Annotated in this window: 10 protein-coding genes; 9 read left to right on the top strand and 1 reads right to left on the bottom strand. The window is 76.4% G+C overall.

The window, feature by feature from the left end; genetic code table 11:
• Positions 1-328 precede the first annotated feature (328 nt).
• From FRADC12_RS10985 to cobJ, 9 genes are all read left to right on the top strand, one after another.
• Positions 329-2,524 carry a VWA domain-containing protein gene (locus tag FRADC12_RS10985; protein WP_198152861.1) on the top strand — a complete coding sequence of 732 codons (2,196 nt, stop codon included), beginning with the start codon at positions 329-331 and terminating at the stop codon, positions 2,522-2,524.
• Complete coding sequence (gene cobO / locus FRADC12_RS10980) at positions 2,524-3,138, top strand: cob(I)yrinic acid a,c-diamide adenosyltransferase (protein WP_045876575.1); 615 nt, start codon at positions 2,524-2,526, stop codon at positions 3,136-3,138. The genes FRADC12_RS10985 and cobO overlap by 1 nt, the downstream gene beginning before the upstream one ends.
• Positions 3,139-3,232: 94 nt before the next feature.
• A complete protein-coding gene (locus FRADC12_RS10975) occupies positions 3,233-4,681 on the top strand; it encodes a cobyrinic acid a,c-diamide synthase CobB (RefSeq protein WP_045876574.1) in 1,449 nt (482 codons plus the stop codon).
• The gene (locus tag FRADC12_RS10970; protein WP_232303727.1) at positions 4,668-5,810 is read left to right on the top strand and encodes a cobalamin biosynthesis protein; all 1,143 of its coding nucleotides are present in this window, start codon (positions 4,668-4,670) and stop codon (positions 5,808-5,810) included. The genes FRADC12_RS10975 and FRADC12_RS10970 overlap by 14 nt, the downstream gene beginning before the upstream one ends.
• Positions 5,807-7,459, top strand: coding sequence for a cobyric acid synthase (locus tag FRADC12_RS10965; protein WP_084010586.1), 1,653 nt, complete (start codon positions 5,807-5,809; stop codon positions 7,457-7,459). The genes FRADC12_RS10970 and FRADC12_RS10965 overlap by 4 nt, the downstream gene beginning before the upstream one ends.
• Positions 7,456-11,136: a cobaltochelatase subunit CobN gene (gene cobN, locus FRADC12_RS10960; protein WP_045876573.1), complete on the top strand. Its 3,681-nt coding sequence runs from the start codon at positions 7,456-7,458 to the stop codon at positions 11,134-11,136. The genes FRADC12_RS10965 and cobN overlap by 4 nt, the downstream gene beginning before the upstream one ends.
• Positions 11,137-12,537: a ferredoxin-like domain-containing protein gene (locus FRADC12_RS10955; protein WP_045876572.1), complete on the top strand. Its 1,401-nt coding sequence runs from the start codon at positions 11,137-11,139 to the stop codon at positions 12,535-12,537. It begins immediately after the preceding gene.
• Positions 12,531-13,181: a precorrin-8X methylmutase gene (locus tag FRADC12_RS10950; RefSeq protein ID WP_045876571.1), complete on the top strand. Its 651-nt coding sequence runs from the start codon at positions 12,531-12,533 to the stop codon at positions 13,179-13,181. The genes FRADC12_RS10955 and FRADC12_RS10950 overlap by 7 nt, the downstream gene beginning before the upstream one ends.
• On the top strand, positions 13,178-14,746 hold the full coding sequence (gene cobJ / locus FRADC12_RS10945; protein WP_045876570.1) for a precorrin-3B C(17)-methyltransferase: 1,569 nt from the start codon (positions 13,178-13,180) through the stop codon (positions 14,744-14,746). Before FRADC12_RS10950 ends, cobJ begins: the two co-directional genes overlap by 4 nt.
• On the opposite strand, the gene cobF is transcribed toward cobJ, so the two are convergent.
• Positions 14,712-15,536 carry a precorrin-6A synthase (deacetylating) gene (cobF, locus tag FRADC12_RS10940; RefSeq protein ID WP_232303726.1) on the bottom strand — a complete coding sequence of 275 codons (825 nt, stop codon included), beginning with the start codon at positions 15,534-15,536 and terminating at the stop codon, positions 14,712-14,714. The two genes, cobJ and cobF, sit on opposite strands and share 35 nt — an antisense overlap.
• Between the last annotated feature and the right edge of the window lie 331 nt (positions 15,537-15,867).

The raw sequence follows: 15,867 nt of genomic DNA, 5'->3' as shown, positions 1-15,867 counted from the left end.
TCGGCTCGGAGGGCTGGGGTCTGGCTGGCACAGGGGCGATTGTGCCCGCCAGCACCAGGTGGCGTCGCGCCGATGGATGGGAGGGTGGCCGGCGGGTGTTCGTGGTCACTGTCCCTCGGGTGCTCTCCCATGGCACCATTCCTGCCAGGCGATACGAGGGGAACTCCGGTGCGGCGCGGGCGCCAAGACCGGGGCGGTCCCGCCACTGTGAGCCGCGGCCGGTTCGGCGCGGTGAGCCAGAACACCTCGATCGCCCGCCCGTGGGCGGCAGTTCCCGGGCCCGTACGAGCGGCAGGCGCGGACACTGCCGGTGCGAGGTGGTGCACGCGTGCCCCAGTTCCCCTTCAGCGCGATCGTCGGTATGGACGATCTGCGGCTCGCGCTCGTCCTGAACGCGGTCTGCCCCGAGATCGGCGGCGTGCTCGTCCGGGGGGAGAAGGGCACCGCCAAGTCGACGGCGGTGCGCGCGCTCGCCGGGGTGCTGCCACCCGTGGCGGTGGTGGCCGGCTGCCGGTTCTCCTGCGACCCGGCCCGCCCGGACAAGGACTGCCCCGACGGCCCGCATCCGACGGCGGCCCCCGCCTCGCACCGGCCGACCCGGCTGTGCGAGCTGCCGGTCGGCGCGACCGAGGACCGCCTGCTCGGCTCGCTCGACATCGAACGGGCGCTGACCGCGGGCGTCGTCGTGTTCGAGCCGGGGCTGCTCGCCGCCGCGCACCGAGGCGTCCTCTACGTCGACGAGGTCAACCTGCTGCACGACCACCTGGTCGACCTGCTGCTCGACGCGGCCGCGCTCGGCGTGGCGCACGTCGAGCGCGACGCGGTGTCGGTCCGGCACGCGGCCCGGTTCCTGCTGGTCGGGACGATGAACCCCGAGGAGGGTGAGCTGCGCCCGCAGCTGCTCGACCGGTTCGGGCTGACCGTGCAGGTCGCGGCGCCGCGTGAGCCGGCCCGCCGGGCCGAGGTGGTCCGCCGCCGGCTGGCCTTCGACGCGGATCCCGACGCCTTCGCCGCCGGCTACGAGGGGCCGGAGCGGGAGCTGTCGGCGCGGATCGCCTCCGCCCGGGCCGCGCTGCCCGCCGTCCGGCTGCCCGACCGGGAGCTGACCCGGATCGCCGTCGTCTGCGCGGCCTTCGAGGTCGACGGGCTGCGGGCGGACCTGGTGACCGCGCGGGCCGCCGTCGCGCACGCCGCCTGGGCCGGGCGCAGCGAGGTCACCGAGGACGACGTCCGGGCCGCCGTCGCGCTGGCGCTTCCCCACCGCCGTCGCCGCGACCCGTTCGACGCGCCCGGGCTGGAGCCCGAGGCGCTCGACGCCGCGCTGGAGTCGGCCCGCGAGGAGCTCGGCTCTCTCCAGAACGAGCCTGACCAGAGCCAGGGCGACCAGTGCCCGGACGACCAGCCCCAGCACGAGTCGAGCGACGCCGCGGGCCAGGACGAGGTGAGCCAGGACGCGGCTGACGGCCCGGAGGCGGCCGGCGGCCCGGAGGGCCAGACCGACCTGGACATCGACCCGGATCCCGGCGGCCCCGGTGGCGGCGCTCCCGTCGCCGACGCGGACGACGAGGCACGCCCCGCGCCCGGAGGATCGTCCGGTGACCAGACGGCCCCGGCACCTCGATCTGCGACGCAGCCCGCGGTGGGCGTCGTCGCGCCCGCCGCGACGTTCCGTGCCCGCCGGCTGGAGGTGCCCGGGGTCGGCGGTGGCGTGCCCGGCCGACGGTCCCGCGCGGTCACCCCGGCCGGTGCGGTGGTCGGCGCGCGGGTCCCGGCCGGGCGCCTGCGCGACCCGCACATCGTCGCGACGCTGCTGGCCGCGGCGCCGCACCAGCTGGCGCGCGGCCGGGGTGGGCCTGGCCTGCGGCTGCGGCCCGGCGACCTGCGGCAGGCCAGGCGGGAGGGCAGGGAGGGCAACCTCGTGCTGTTCGTCGTCGACGCCTCCGGCTCGATGGCCGCGCGGGCCCGGATGGGTGCCGTCAAGGCGGCCGTGCTCTCCCTGCTGCTCGACGCCTACCAGCGCCGGGACAAGATCGGTCTGATCACGTTCCGGGGCGAGGACGCGCGTCTCACGCTCCCGCCGACGTCGTCGGTGGACGTGGCGGCGACGCTGCTGGCCGACCTGCCGTCGGGCGGGCGCACGCCCCTGGCCGACGGCCTGCTGCTGGCGAACCGGGTCCTGGCCAGGGAGCGGTTGCGTGATCCGAGCCGCCGTCCGTTGCTGGTCATCCTGACGGACGGCCGGCATACCGCGGGGCCGCGGCCAGCGCCGGCGGCCCGGCTGCTCGCCCGTGCCGGCGTCGCCGCGGTCGTCGTCGACTGCGAGACGGGCCGGGTCCGGCTGGGGCTCGCCGCCGAGCTTGCCGCCACCCTCGGCGCCACGCTGCTCGGGCTCGGCGAGCTCGCCGCTTCCGAGCCCGCGAACCCAGGCCGGCGCCGAGGTGGCCGGGACAACGCCGGCCTGGATGCCGCCGCCACCGGCGCCGGGCTCGCCGCCACCGTCCGCGCGGTGCGGGACGCCGCCTGATGGCCCCGCAGGGACAGGTGTCGAGCGTCCCCGCCGACGGGCTGACCACCCGGCAGCGGCGCAACCGGCCGCTGGTCGTCGTCCACACCGGCGACATGAAGGGCAAGTCGACGGCCGCGTTCGGCCTGGCGCTGCGTGGCTGGAACCAGGGCTGGCCGATCGGGGTGTTCCAGTTCGTCAAGAGCCAGAAGTGGAAGGTCGGCGAGGAGAACGCGCTGCGGGCGCTCGGCCGGCTGCACGAGCAGACCGGGGAGGGCGGCCCCGTCGACTGGTTCAGGATGGGCTCCGGCTGGTCGTGGACCCAGCGCGGACCGCTCGACGACCACGCCGCGGCCGCCGCTGAGGGCTGGGAGCGGATCAAGGCAGACCTCGCCGCGCAGACCTACGGCCTGCTCGTGCTCGACGAGTTCACCTACGTGATGGAGTGGGGCTGGGTCGACGTCGAGGAGGTCGTCGCGACGTTGGCCGCGCGTCCCGGCTTCCAGCACGTCGTCATCACCGGCCGCCGGGCCCACCCGCGCCTCGTCGAGGCCGCCGACCTGGTCGTCGAGATGACCAAGGTGAAGCACCCGATGGACGCGGGCCAGAAGGGCCAGCGGGGGATCGAGTGGTGACCGCGCCCCCGCCGGTGCCGGCCGCGCGTCGGGCCGCGACGCCGGTGACGGGGCCGCGTCCCACGACGCCGCCGGCCGCCGCGCCGGGCGGGCCGTGAGGATTCCGCGGGTCGTCCTCGCCGCGCCCGCCAGCGGTGCCGGCAAGACGTCCATCGCCACCGGTCTGCTCGCCGCGCTGCGGGCCAGGGGGCTCGCCGTCTCGCCGCACAAGGTCGGCCCGGACTACATCGACCCGAGCTACCACGCGCTGGCGGCCGGCCGGCCGGGACGCAACCTCGACCCCTGGCTCGTCGGCGAACAGCGGGTCGCGCCGCTGTTCCTGCACGGCGCACTCAACCCCAGGCGGGCCGATGTCGCCGTCATCGAGGGCGTCATGGGGCTGTTCGACGGGCACGCGACCCGGGCCGGGTTCGGCTCGACGGCGCACGTCGCGACGTTGCTGGCGGCGCCCGTCGTGCTGGTCGTCGACGCGCGGTCGGCCGGCCGGTCGACCGCGGCGACCGTGCACGGCTTCCGGTCGTTCGACCCGGGGGTGCGGATCGGCGGCGTCGTGCTCAACCAGGTCGGCACCGAGCGCCACGCGGAGATCCTGCGCGCCGCGATGGCCGAGATCGGCATGCCGGTGCTCGGCGTGCTGGGCCGGCGCGACGACCTGGCCACCCCGTCACGTCACCTCGGCCTTGTGCCGGCCGCGGAGCGCGCCGAGCCGGCGCGGGACGCCGTCGCCGAGCTCGGCGCGGCGGTCGCGGCGGGCCTTGACCTGGACGCGCTGCTCGCGCTCGCGGCGACGGCCCCCGACCTGCCCGCCGAACCGTGGGACGCGCGCGCCGCCGGACTGGAGCCGGCCGGGTCGCCGCTGTCGATGGGGCCGCGCCCGGTGATCGCGGTCGCGGGTGGCCCGGCTTTCACGTTCGGTTACGCGGAGACGCCCGAGCTGTTGGCCGCCGCCGGCGCCGAGGTCGTCGGCTTCGACCCGACCGTCGACGAGGCGCTGCCGGCCGGGACGTCGGGACTGATCATCGGTGGCGGGTTCCCGCAGGTGCACGCGGGCGCGCTGGCCGCGAACGCCGCGCTGCGGTCCCGGGTCCGGGCCTTCGCGGCGACCGGCGGCCCCGTCGCCGCGGAGTGCGCCGGGCTGCTCTACCTGAGCAGCGCGCTCGACGGCGCGCCGATGTGCGGGGTGCTGGGCGAGGTGACGGCGGCGATGACAGCACGCCTGACACTGGGCTACCGGGAGGCGGCCGCGGCCACCGACTCGGTGCTGGCCGTGCGCGGCACCGCCGTCCACGGGCACGAGTTCCACCGCACGGTCGCCACCCCGGCGGCAGGTGGCGCGCCCGGCGGTGACACGCAACGCGGTGCCGCCCCTGCCTGGCGCTGGCGGGACGCAGCTGGCGCCGAGGTCGCCGAGGGCTTCGTGCGCGGCGCCATCCACGCCTCCTACCTGCACACCCACTGGGCCGGGATCCCCGGCGCGGCGCACCGCTTCGTCGCTGCCGCCCGCGCGGCTCAGCAGGCTGAGGCCCTCCGTGCCGCGGGCTGAGCGCCGGCCCGGCGTCGCCCCGCCTGCCAGCGATGACGCGTCGGTCCGCGATGCCGCGCCGGCCGGCGTCGGCGGTGCGGCCGGCGTCGGCGGTGCGGCCGGCGTCGGCGGTGCGGCCGGCGGCCGCGGTGCGACCCGGAATGGGGGCGCGGCACGGGACCGCCGGCGTGGGGTTGGCCCAGGCGGGTTCGCCGGGGCGATCGTCGCCGGCGCCGTCGCGGACCTCGTCTTCGCCGACCCGTGCCGGTTCCACCCCGTCGCCGGCTACGGCCGGGCCGCGGCCGTGGTCGAGCGCCGGCTCTACGCCGACTCCCGCGTGGCCGGCGCCGGGTTCGTCGCCGTGGCCGTCGGCGGCCCGATGCTCGCCGCCGCGGCCCTGGACCGTCTCGTCCCCGCTCCCGCTCGCCCGGTGGTGCTGGCCGCCGTGCTGTGGGCCGCGCTCGGTGGAACGTCGCTGCGCCGCGAGGGGGCGGTCATGGCCCGGCTGCTGACGTCCGGTGACCTGCCCGCCAGCCGGGACCGGCTCGGGCACCTGTGCGGGCGAGACCCGAGCGGGCTCGACGAGCCGGAGCTGGCCCGGGCGGCGATCGAGTCGGTCGCCGAGAACACCGCGGACGCGGTGCTCGGCCCGCTGCTGTGGGGGGCCGCGCTCGGCCTGCCCGGCGTGGTCGGCTACCGCGCCGCGAACACCATCGACGCGATGGTGGGCTACCGCTCGCCGCGTTACCTGCGGTTCGGCTGGGCCGCGGCGCGCCTGGACGACGTCGCCAACCTGGCTCCCGCGCGGCTGTGCGCGGCCCTCACGGCGTTGGTCGCACCCGTGGTCCGCGGCTCGCCTGGGCAGGCCTGGCGGACCTGGCGGCGTGACGGCGACAACCATCCGAGCCCGAACGCGGGCCAGTGCGAGGCCGCGTTCGCCGGCGCGCTGGGAATCAGGCTCGGCGGCACCAACGTCTATGACGGCGAGGTCGAGACCCGTGGCAGGCTCGGCGACGGCGGGCCGGCGCTCGGCGCGGACGTCGCCCGTTCGGCGGACCTCTCCGGGGCGGTGGGCGCCGTCGCCGTCGTGCTCGCCGCGCTCGCGGGCGCGGGAAGGGTGGCGGCGCGCCGCCACCGGGGCCGGTCGTGAGCGGCGCGCTGCTCGTCGCCGGGACCACGTCGGACGCGGGCAAGTCGGTCCTGACCGCGGGCATCTGCCGGTGGCTGGCCCGCCAGGGCGTCCGGGTGGCGCCGTTCAAGGCGCAGAACATGTCGCTGAACTCGTGGGTGACCGCCGACGGCGCGGAGATCGGCCGCGCGCAGGTGATGCAGGCGGCCGCCGCCGGCGTTGAGCCGGAGGGCGCGATGAACCCGGTGCTGCTCAAGCCGGGGGCCGGGCACCGCAGCCAGGTCGTGCTGCGCGGCCGCCCGATCGCCGAGGCGGGCGCGCTCGACTACCGGGCCCTGAAGAGCCGGCTGTTCACCGAGGTGCTCGACAGCCTGGCCGACCTGAGGGCCCGGTTCGACGTCGTCATCTGCGAGGGCGCGGGCAGCCCCGCGGAGATCAACCTGCGGGCGAACGACATCGCGAACATGGGCCTGGCCAGGGCCGCCGGCCTGCCTGCCCTCGTCGTCGGCGACATCGACCGCGGCGGGGTGTTCGCGGCCATGTTCGGCACACTGGCCCTGCTGGAGCCGGCCGACCAGGCGCTGGTCGCGGGGTTCGTCGTCAACAAGTTCCGGGGCGAGCGGGCCCTGCTGGAGCCGGGCCTGGAGATGCTGACGGGCCTGACCGGGCGCCCCGTGCTTGGGGTGCTGCCGTGGCGTGACGGGCTCGGTCTGGACGTGGAGGACTCGCTCGGCCTGCCGGGGCCGGGCGAGACGAGGGGCGACCCCGACGGGACGCTGCGGGTGGCGGTGGTGCGCCTGCCGTTCCTGAGCAACTTCACCGACCTGGACGCGCTGGCGGCCGAGCCCGGGGTCGCGGTCCGCTACGTCGACCGGCCGGAGGACCTCGACGCCGCCGACCTCGTCGTGCTGCCTGGCACCCGCTCCACCGTGGCCGACCTGGACTGGCTGCGTCGGCGTGGGCTCGACGGCCCGCTCGCCCGCCGCGCCGCGGCCGGCCGGCCGGTGCTCGGCCTCTGCGGCGGCTACCAGATGCTTGCCGAGACGATCGTGGACGAGGTGGAGAGCGGCGCCGGGCGGGTCGACGGCCTCGGGCTGCTGCCGGTGACGATCCGGTTCGCGGCGGCCAAGACGCTCGGCCGGCCCGTCGGCGTGGCCTACGGCCAGCCCGTGCGCGGCTACGAGATCCACTACGGGGTGGCGACGGTGCACGGCGGTGCGCCGTTCCTCGACGGCTGCCGGGCCGACGCGGTCTGGGGCACCACCTGGCACGGCGCCTTCGAGAACGACGCGTTCCGCCGAGCCTTTCTCGCCGACATCGCGTCCCTGGTGGCTTCACCGTGGCAACCGCGCGACGAGGTCTCCTTCGCGGCGGTGCGCGAGCGGCGTCTCGACGTGCTCGGTGACCTCGTGGCGGAGCACCTCGATACCGGCGCGCTGCTGCGGCTGCTCACCGACGGCCCACCGGCCGGCCTGCCGTTCATCCCGCCCGGCGCCCCCGCTGGTGCCGCCAGCCCGGTCACCGCCAGCCCGGTCACCGCCAGCCCGGTCACCGCCAGCCCGGTCACTGGCGGGCCGGTCACTGGCGGGCCGGCTCCAGGCGGGCCGCCCGGGTGGACGGAAGCCGGCCACCTGCGTAGTTCCGTTCCACACCTGGGGAGCCGACCGTGATCCTGTTGCTGTCGACGTCGGACACCGACCTGTCGTGCGCCCGTGCCTGCGGGGAGGACTACCGGCTGGGCAACCCGGCCCGCCTCGACGTCGCCGAGCTTCCCGGGCTGCTCGACGGGGTCGACGTGGTCGTCCTGCGCCTGCTCGGCGGCCGGCGGGCCTGGCCGGAGGGCGTCGACGCCCTGCTGGCCCGAGGCCTGCCGGTCGTGGTCCTCAGCGGGGAGCTGATCCCCGACGCCGAGCTGATGGAGCTGTCCTCGGTGCCCGCCGGGGTGGCCGCCCAGGCGCACAACTACCTCGCCCACGGTGGGCCGGACAACCTGCGCCAGCTCGCCCGGTTCCTGTCCGACGCGCTGCTGCTGACCGGCCTCGGGTTCGACCCGCCGGTGCCCACCCCGCCCTGGGGGCTCCGTCCTCGCCCGGACGCGGCGGCACCGGACGGTCGCCCGGCCGTCGCGATCCTGTACTACCGGGCGCACGAGCTGGCCGGGAACACCGCGTTCGTCGACGCGCTGGCCGACGCCGTCGACGCGGCCGGCGGCCGGGCGGAGCCGGTCTTCTGCGCGTCGCTGCGCACGGCCGACGACGAGCTGCTCGCCGAGCTCGGCCAGGCGGACGCGCTGGTCACGACCGTGCTCGCCGCCGGCGGCGCCGCGCTGGGCGCCACCCCCGCCGAGGTCGGTGCCGGCGGCCGCGACGAGGACTGGGACATCGGCGCCCTCGCCGCCCTGGACGTGCCGATCATGCAAGCGCTGGCCGTCACGTCGTCGCGGGCGCAGTGGGAGGCCAGCGACGACGGCCTGTCCCCGCTGGACACCGCGACCCAGGTGGCGATCCCCGAGTTCGACGGCCGGATCATCACGGTCCCGTTCTCGTTCAAGGAGGTCGACGCCGACGGCCTGACCCGCTACGTGCCCGACCCGGAGCGAGCCGCCCGCGTCGCCGGCCTCGCGGTGCGCCACGCCCGGCTGCGCCATGTCCCGAACGCCGAGAAGCGGATCGCCCTGGTGCTGTCGGCCTACCCGACGAAGCACGCCAGGATCGGCAACGCGGTCGGCCTCGACACCCCGGCCAGCGTGCTCGCCCTGCTCACCGCGATGCGTGCGGCCGGCTACGACGTCGGCCCGGCGGACGGCCCCGGCGCGCTGCCCGGCCTCGAAGCCGGCGACGGGGACGCGTTCATCCACGGCCTGATCGCCGCCGGCGGCCAGGACGAGGACTGGCTGACCGCCGAGCACCTGGCCGGCAACCCGATCCGCATTCCCGCCGCGGTCTACCGGACCTGGTTCGCGACGCTGCCCGAGGACCTGCGCGCCGCTGTCGAGCAGCACTGGGGCCCGGCGCCCGGCGACCTGTTCGTGGACCGTGCCACCGACCCGGACGGCGAGATCGTGCTCGCGGCAGTGAGCGCAGGCAACGTGGTGATCCTCATCCAGCCGCCGCGCGGGTTCGGGCAGAACCCGATCGCGATCTACCACGACCCGGACCTGCCACCGAGCCACCACTACCTGGCCGTCTACCACTGGCTGCGCAACAGCGTGGGCGACGCCGGGTTCGGCGCGCACGCCGTCGTCCACGTCGGCAAGCACGGGAACCTCGAATGGCTGCCCGGCAAGGCGGCGGCGCTGTCGGCGAGCTGCGCCCCGGACGCGGCACTCGGCGACCTGCCGCTGGTCTACCCGTTCCTCGTCAACGACCCGGGCGAGGGCACCCAGGCGAAGCGGCGGGCGCACGCGACGATCATCGACCATCTGGTCCCGCCGATGGCCCGAGCCGACAGCTACGGCGACATCGCCCGCCTGGAGCGGCTGCTCGACGAGCACGCGCAGATCGCCGCGATGGACCCGGCCAAGCTCCCGGCGATCCGGGCCCAGATCTGGACGCTGATCGAGGCGGCGAAGCTCGACCATGATCTCGGCCTCGCCGACCGGCCGCACGACGCCGAGTTCGACGAGTTCATCCTGCACGTCGACGGCTGGCTCTGCGAGATCAAGGACGCGCAGATCCGCGACGGCCTGCACATCCTCGGCGCCGCGCCGACCGGCGAGGCCAGGGTCAACCTGGTGCTGTCGATGCTGCGGGCCCGCCAGCTGTGGGGCGGTGCCGTGGCGCTGCCGGGCCTGCGTCAGGCCCTCGGCCTCGGCGGGGAGGAGGGGACGACCCGCACCGACGCGGTCGAGGCCGTCGCCCGGGAGCTGCTCACCGAGCTGGACGGCCGCGACTGGGACCCGGCGGCCGTGGCCGAGGTCGTCGCCGAGGTCCTCGGAGTGCCGGCCGACACGGACGCCGTCGACCGGGCCCCCGACGGCCCGGACGAGGTCGACCGGGACGCCGTCGCCGCCGTGCTGACCTTCGCGGCTACCGAGATCGTGCCGAGGCTGGCCCGCACCACCGACGAGATCGACCGGACCCTGCACGCGCTCGCCGGCGGCTACATCCCGGCCGGGCCGAGCGGCTCGCCGCTGCGCGGCCTGGTCAACGTGCTGCCGACCGGGCGCAACTTCTACGCCGTCGACCCGCGCGCGGTCCCCAGCCCGCTGGCCTGGGAGACCGGCCGGGCGATGGCCGACTCCCTGCTCGCCCGCCACCTCGCCGACACCGGGGAGTACCCCCGCTCGGTCGGCCTGTCGGCCTGGGGCACCTCGGCGATGCGGACCTCCGGTGACGACGTCGCCGAGATCCTCGCCCTCATCGGCGTGGCGCCGCTGTGGGACGAGGCGTCCCGGCGGGTGCGCGGCGTCGAGCCGATACCGCTCGCCGAGCTGGGCCGGCCCCGGATCGACGTCACGGTCCGGATCTCCGGGTTCTTCCGGGACGCGTTCCCGCACGTCGTAGACCTGCTCGACGACGCGATCCGCCTGGTCGCCGAGCTGGACGAGGCGCCGGAGGACAACTACGTCCACGCGCACGCGGACGCCGACGCGGCCGGCCACGGCGACCGCCGCCGGGCCACCACCAGGATCTTCGGCTCAAAGCCAGGCGCGTACGGCGCCGGCCTGCTCCCGCTCGTCGACTCCGGCACCTGGCACGACGACGCCGACCTGGCCGAGGTCTACGCGGCCTGGGGCGGGTTCGCCTACGGCCGCGGGCTCGCCGGCCGGCCGGCCCGGGACGACATGACGGCGGCCTACCGGCGGATCAGCGTCGCGGTGAAGAACACCGACAGCCTGGAACACGACATCGCCGACTCCGACGACTACTTCCAGTACCACGGCGGCATGATCGCGACCGTCCGGGCGCTGACCGGGCGCGGCCCGCGCGCCTACATCGGCGACTCGACCCGGCCGGACGAGGTGCGCACCCGTACGCTCGGCGAGGAGATGGCCCGGGTGGTCCGGGCCCGGGTAATCAACCCGCGCTGGATCTCCTCGATGCGCCGCCACGGCTACAAGGGGGCCTTCGAGCTCGCCGCGACCGTCGACTACCTGTTCGGCTACGACGCGACGGCCGGTGTGGTGGCCGACTGGATGTACGAGGCCGTGACGGAGGCCTACGTCCTCGACGAGGAGAACCAGAAGTTCCTCACCGACTCGAACCCCTGGGCCCTGCACGGGATCGCCGAACGGCTGTTGGAGGCCGTGGGCCGCGGGCTGTGGGCGGCGCCCCGGCCGGAGACCCTGGACGCGCTGCGCGAGGTGTTCCTGCGCGCGGAGGGCGACCTCGAAGGGCGCGCGTAGATGGCGGCCCGAGACCGGGCGACCGACCGTTGCCCCGGCGCCCTGGTCCTGCACCAGGCCGCCGACGGTGGCCTCGCCCGGATCCGGCTGCCTGGCGGCCTCATCGCCGGTAGGACGCTCGTCGCGCTGGCGGAGCTGGCCGAGTCGTTCGGCCCGCGGGGCGCCGTCGAGCTGACCTCGCGGGGGAACCTGCAGCTGCGCGGGGTTCCGGCCGACCGGCACGCCGAGCTCGCCGACCGGGTCACGGCGCTTGGGCTGCTGCCGTCGGCGACGCACGAACGCGTCCGCAACATCGTCGCGGCTCCGTTCGCCGGGCTGGTCGGGGTGGATCCGGGCGGTCGCCCGGCGAGCGGCGTCCCGGGGGCGGTCTCGCGGCTCGACGGTCTGGTACGGGAGCTGGACCGGGGCCTGTGCGCGGACCCGGAGCTCGCCGGGCTGTCCGGCCGGTTCCTGTTCGGCCTCGACGACGCCTCCGGTGCCGTCGAGGCCCTGGCGCCGGACGTCTGGGCGACGCCGCTGGCCGGGGGCCGCTGGTGGGCCGGCCCCGCCGGCGTGGCGGTCGACGGTTCGGCGGTCGTCGCGGAGCTGCTCGCCGCCGCCCGGGGCTTCCTGCGATTCGTGGCCGAGGCGGCCGGAAGCCCAGCGACAGCCGGCACCCCCGCGGCGGCCGGCACGACCGAGGCGGCCGCAACCACCAAGCCGGCCAGAACAACTGGGGCGACCGGCACCACCGTGATGGCCGGTACCAAGGCGGCGGCAGACAGGACTGCGACGGCCGGCCAGCCGATCTGGCGCGTCCGAGACCTGCCGGACGCAGGCGCGAGACTTGCGGCGATCCTGCGGGCCGGGCGTCCCGCGGCGGCCCGTCCGGACCCGGCTGCCGGCCCGCGGCCGGTCGGAGCCTGGCGCCGTCCGGAGGGCGGTCACGCGGGCGCCGTCCTCGTGCCGCTCGGCCGGCTGACCCGGGCCGGCGCCGAGATGCTCGCGGCCGCGAGCCTGGGCGCCGATCCCGCCGAGGCCCCGCTGCGGGTCACCCCGTGGCGGTCGGTCGTGGTGCCGCGGCTGAGCGACCCGGGGGCCTTCATCCCGGCCGCGCGGCGGGCCGGGCTGGTTCCCGAGCCCGGCTCGCTGTGGGCCCGGGTCACGGCCTGCGCCGGGCGGCCCGGCTGCGCGAGCGCGCTGGCGGACGTGCGGACCGACGCGGCCCACGCGGCCGCGGCCGGCCGGCTCACCCCTGCCTTCGCCGCGCGGCCGGTGCCTCCGGGCGCGCGGGCGCACTGGAGCGGCTGCGCCCGCCGGTGCGGCCGGCCCGCCGGGTCATATGTGGATATCGTCGCCGGGCCTGACGGCTACCTGGTCCAGGCCCTCGGCGCCGAACCGAAGGAGTCCTCACGATGGTGACCGGCAGCAGCCAGCGCCGCTACGACTACGAGCGCGACGGCGCAGCGATCTACCGGCAGTCGTTCGCGACGATCCGGGCCGAGGCGGACCTGGCCGTCCTCACGCCCGAGCTGGAGCACGTCGTCGTCCGCATGATCCACGCCTGCGGGATGGTGGACCTGCCCGCGGACGTCGAGGCGAGCCCCGGCGTCGTCGGCCTGGCCCGGGCGGCGTTGCGGGCCGGCAAGCCGGTGCTGTGCGACGCCCAGATGGTGGCCAGCGGGATCACCCGGCGCCGGCTGCCCGCAGCCAACGAGATCGTCTGCGCGCTCGGCGACGGTCGCGTCCCGGAACTGGCGGCTCGGCTCGGCACGACGAGGTCCGCCGCCGCCCTCGAACTGTGGGCTGACCAGCTCGACGGCGCCGTCGTCGCCATCGGGAACGCCCCGACGGCGCTGTTCCACCTGCTCGAGCTGATCGCCGCCGGTGCGCCGCGGCCGGCGGCCGTCCTCGGGCTGCCGGTCGGCTTCGTGGGTGCGGCCGAGTCCAAGCGGGCTCTCGCGGACAACCCGTTCGACCTGCCCTACCTCGTCGTGCACGGCCGGCGGGGCGGCAGCGCGATGACGGTGGCCGCGGTCAACGCGATCGCCTCCGAGGCGTTGTGACCACGCGGCCAGCCACCGCCGGCACGCTCTACGGCGTCGGTGTGGGCCCGGGTGACCCCGAGCTCGTGACGGTGAAGGCCGCGCGGCTGATCGGCGCGGCCCCGGTCGTGGCGTACCACGCCGCGCGGCCGGGGCGGTCGCTGGCGCGGGCGAGCGCGGTGCCCTACCTGCGGCCCGGCGTCGTCGAGGAGGAGCTCGTCTATCCGGTCACCCGCGGTGTCACGCCGCACCCAGGTGGCTACCAGGGCGCGATCGAGGAGTTCTACGAGCGGTCCGCCGCCCGCCTGGCCGACCACCTGGCCGCCGGGCGGGACGTGGCGCTGCTCGCCGAGGGCGACCCGACGCTGTACAGCTCCTTCACTCACATGCAGCGCCGCCTGGTGCCGCGGTTCCGATGCGTGATCGTCCCCGGCGTGACGTCGGTGTCCGCCACCGCCGCCGCCGCGGGCGTCGCGCTGGTCACCGGCGACGAGACGCTTGCCGTGCTCCCGGCGACCACGCGGGCGGATCGGCTCGGCGCACTGGCCGCCGGGGCGGACGGGCTTGTGCTGATGAAGGTGCGCGGCGACCTCGGCGGTGTCCGCCGGGCGCTCGCCGCCGCGGGCCGGCTCGAGGACGCGCTGCTCGTCAGCCGGGCCAGCCGGGAAGGCGAGCGTGTCACGGCCCTGCGCGACCTGGTGGCCCCGGAGCAGGACGTGCCGTACATGTCGACCATCCTCGTGCCGGGTGCCGCCGCGGCCAGGCCCGCGCCGTCGAGCCCGTCACCGGCCGTCGGCCACGAGCCCGGTTCGGTCACCGTCGTCGGGCTGGGGCCGGCCGGCCCCGAGTGGCTCACCCCCGAGACGGCCGACGCCCTCGCGGCGGCCGACGACGTCGTCGGCTACGAGACTTACCTGCGGCGGGTGCCGTCCCGGCCAGGGCAGCGCCGGCACGCCACGGACAACCGGGTGGAGGCGGAGCGGGCCGCGTTCGCGCTCGACCTGGCCCGGCGGGGAGCTCGGGTCGCCGTCGTGTCGTCCGGCGACCCGGGGGTGTTCGCGATGGCCTCGGCGGTGCTGGAGACCCGGGCCGATGGCGGCTACCAGGACGTGCCGGTCCGAGTGCTGCCCGGCGTGACGGCGGCGAACGCCGTGGCCGCCCGGGTCGGCGCTCCGCTCGGCCACGACTACTGCGTCGTGTCCCTCTCCGACCAGCTCAAGCCGTGGCCGCTGGTGCTGCGCCGGCTGCGTGCCGCGGCGGCCGCCGACCTGGTGCTCGCCCTCTACAACCCGGGCTCGAAGACCCGCCGGGCGCACGTCGACGAGGTCCGCGCCTGCCTGCTGGAGGAACGGGACGCCGACACCCCCGTCGTCGTGGGACGGGCCGTGGGCTCCGAGGGCGAGCGGGTCGAGGTCATCCGGCTGGCCGACCTGACCGCCGACCATGTCGACATGCGCACACTGCTCATCGTCGGCTCGTCCCGGACCCGGTGGGACGCCGAGACGGGCGCCGTCTTCACCCCGCGCCACCATGACGGGCGCTCCGGCCCGGTCACCGTCGACGCCGCAGCAGGTACACGTCCATGATCCAGCCCTTGCGGGCGCGGGCCGCCTGCTTGGCCGCCGCGATCTCGGCGCCGACCTCGGCGAGCGGCCCGGCGATGGTGATCTCGTCGGCGCCGCCCAGGTAGGCGCCCCAGTAGATGTCCCACCGGCCGGCGTCCAGGTCGAGCCAGGCCGTCGCGCCGTCGAGCATGACGACGACCGAGTCCTGGCCGTCGGCCTCGGCGGCCAGGCGGCGGCCCGTGGTGACGTGCACGGCCCCGCCGACGGTGTTCAGCGGGACCCGATGGCGGGCGGTCAGCGCCTGGACGCTGGAGATCCCGGGGATGACGGTCACCTCGACGTCGACGAGGCCGCGCGCCCGGATGTCGTCGAAAATGCGCAGCGAGCTGTCGTACAGCGCCGGGTCGCCCCAGACCAGGAACGCACCCCGGGCCGGCTCGTCGAGCTCGGTCAGCAGGGCCTGGGCCCAGACCTCGGCGCGCGCGGCGTGCCAGCGACGCACCTCCGCCTGATAGTCGACGGGCGCCCGGTCCCGGTCCGGCTCGCTGACCTCGACGACCCGCAGGCCCGGCCGCGCGTACCGGGCGCAGATCTCGGCCCGCAGCGCGTTCAGGTCACCCTTCGCAGGCCCCTTGTCGATCGTGAAAAGGACGTCGACGCCGGCCAGCGCCGCGCTCGCCTCGTGCGTGAGCGACGCGGGGTCGCCAACCCCCATCCCGATCAGCAGCACCGACCGGCGAGGCGGCGCGCCCGCGCCTGCCGTGGTCGAGTGGTCGTGGGGGAGGCTGTCCTGGGACGTCGCAGGGGGCACGGGACCGACGGTAGCGGCGGGGTGGGCGCCAGCGACAGGCCCGGCTCTCCCTGCCTGCGGAGGCCTGGCCGTGGTAGCTGCGACAGATCGGGGCACACTGCTCCCTATGTGACGGCGAACCGCACCCGGCGTCTTCTCCGCGGCCGCCCTGGCGGCGCTGCTGCTGGCTGTGCTCGCGGGCTGCGGAAGGGCCGGCCACCGGGACGACGTGACCTTGCGCCTGGTGGTCAGCTCGACGCCAGCCAGGCCGTCTGTGCTCTCTTCGCCGCCTACCGTCGTTAGCGCCTCGAACGCCACGGTCGCCGAGCTGGCCTGATTGCCGTCTTCGCCC

Origin of the sequence: Pseudofrankia sp. DC12, from assembly GCF_000966285.1 — a bacterium.
In the GTDB taxonomy this organism is placed as follows: Bacteria; Actinomycetota; Actinomycetes; order Frankiales; family Frankiaceae; genus Pseudofrankia.
The sequence above is the reverse complement of the archived record's forward strand: the minus strand, read 5'-3'. Positions and strand labels throughout refer to the sequence as shown.

Bases quoted from the DNA above. Each gene is read 5' to 3' on its own strand.
- FRADC12_RS10950 (WP_045876571.1), top strand. From the start codon at position 12,531: ATGGTGACCGGCAGCAGCCAGCGCCGCTACGACTACGAGCGCGACGGC.
- FRADC12_RS10955 (WP_045876572.1), top strand. From the start codon at position 11,137: ATGGCGGCCCGAGACCGGGCGACCGACCGTTGCCCCGGCGCCCTGGTC.
- cobO (WP_045876575.1), top strand. From the start codon at position 2,524: ATGGCCCCGCAGGGACAGGTGTCGAGCGTCCCCGCCGACGGGCTGACC.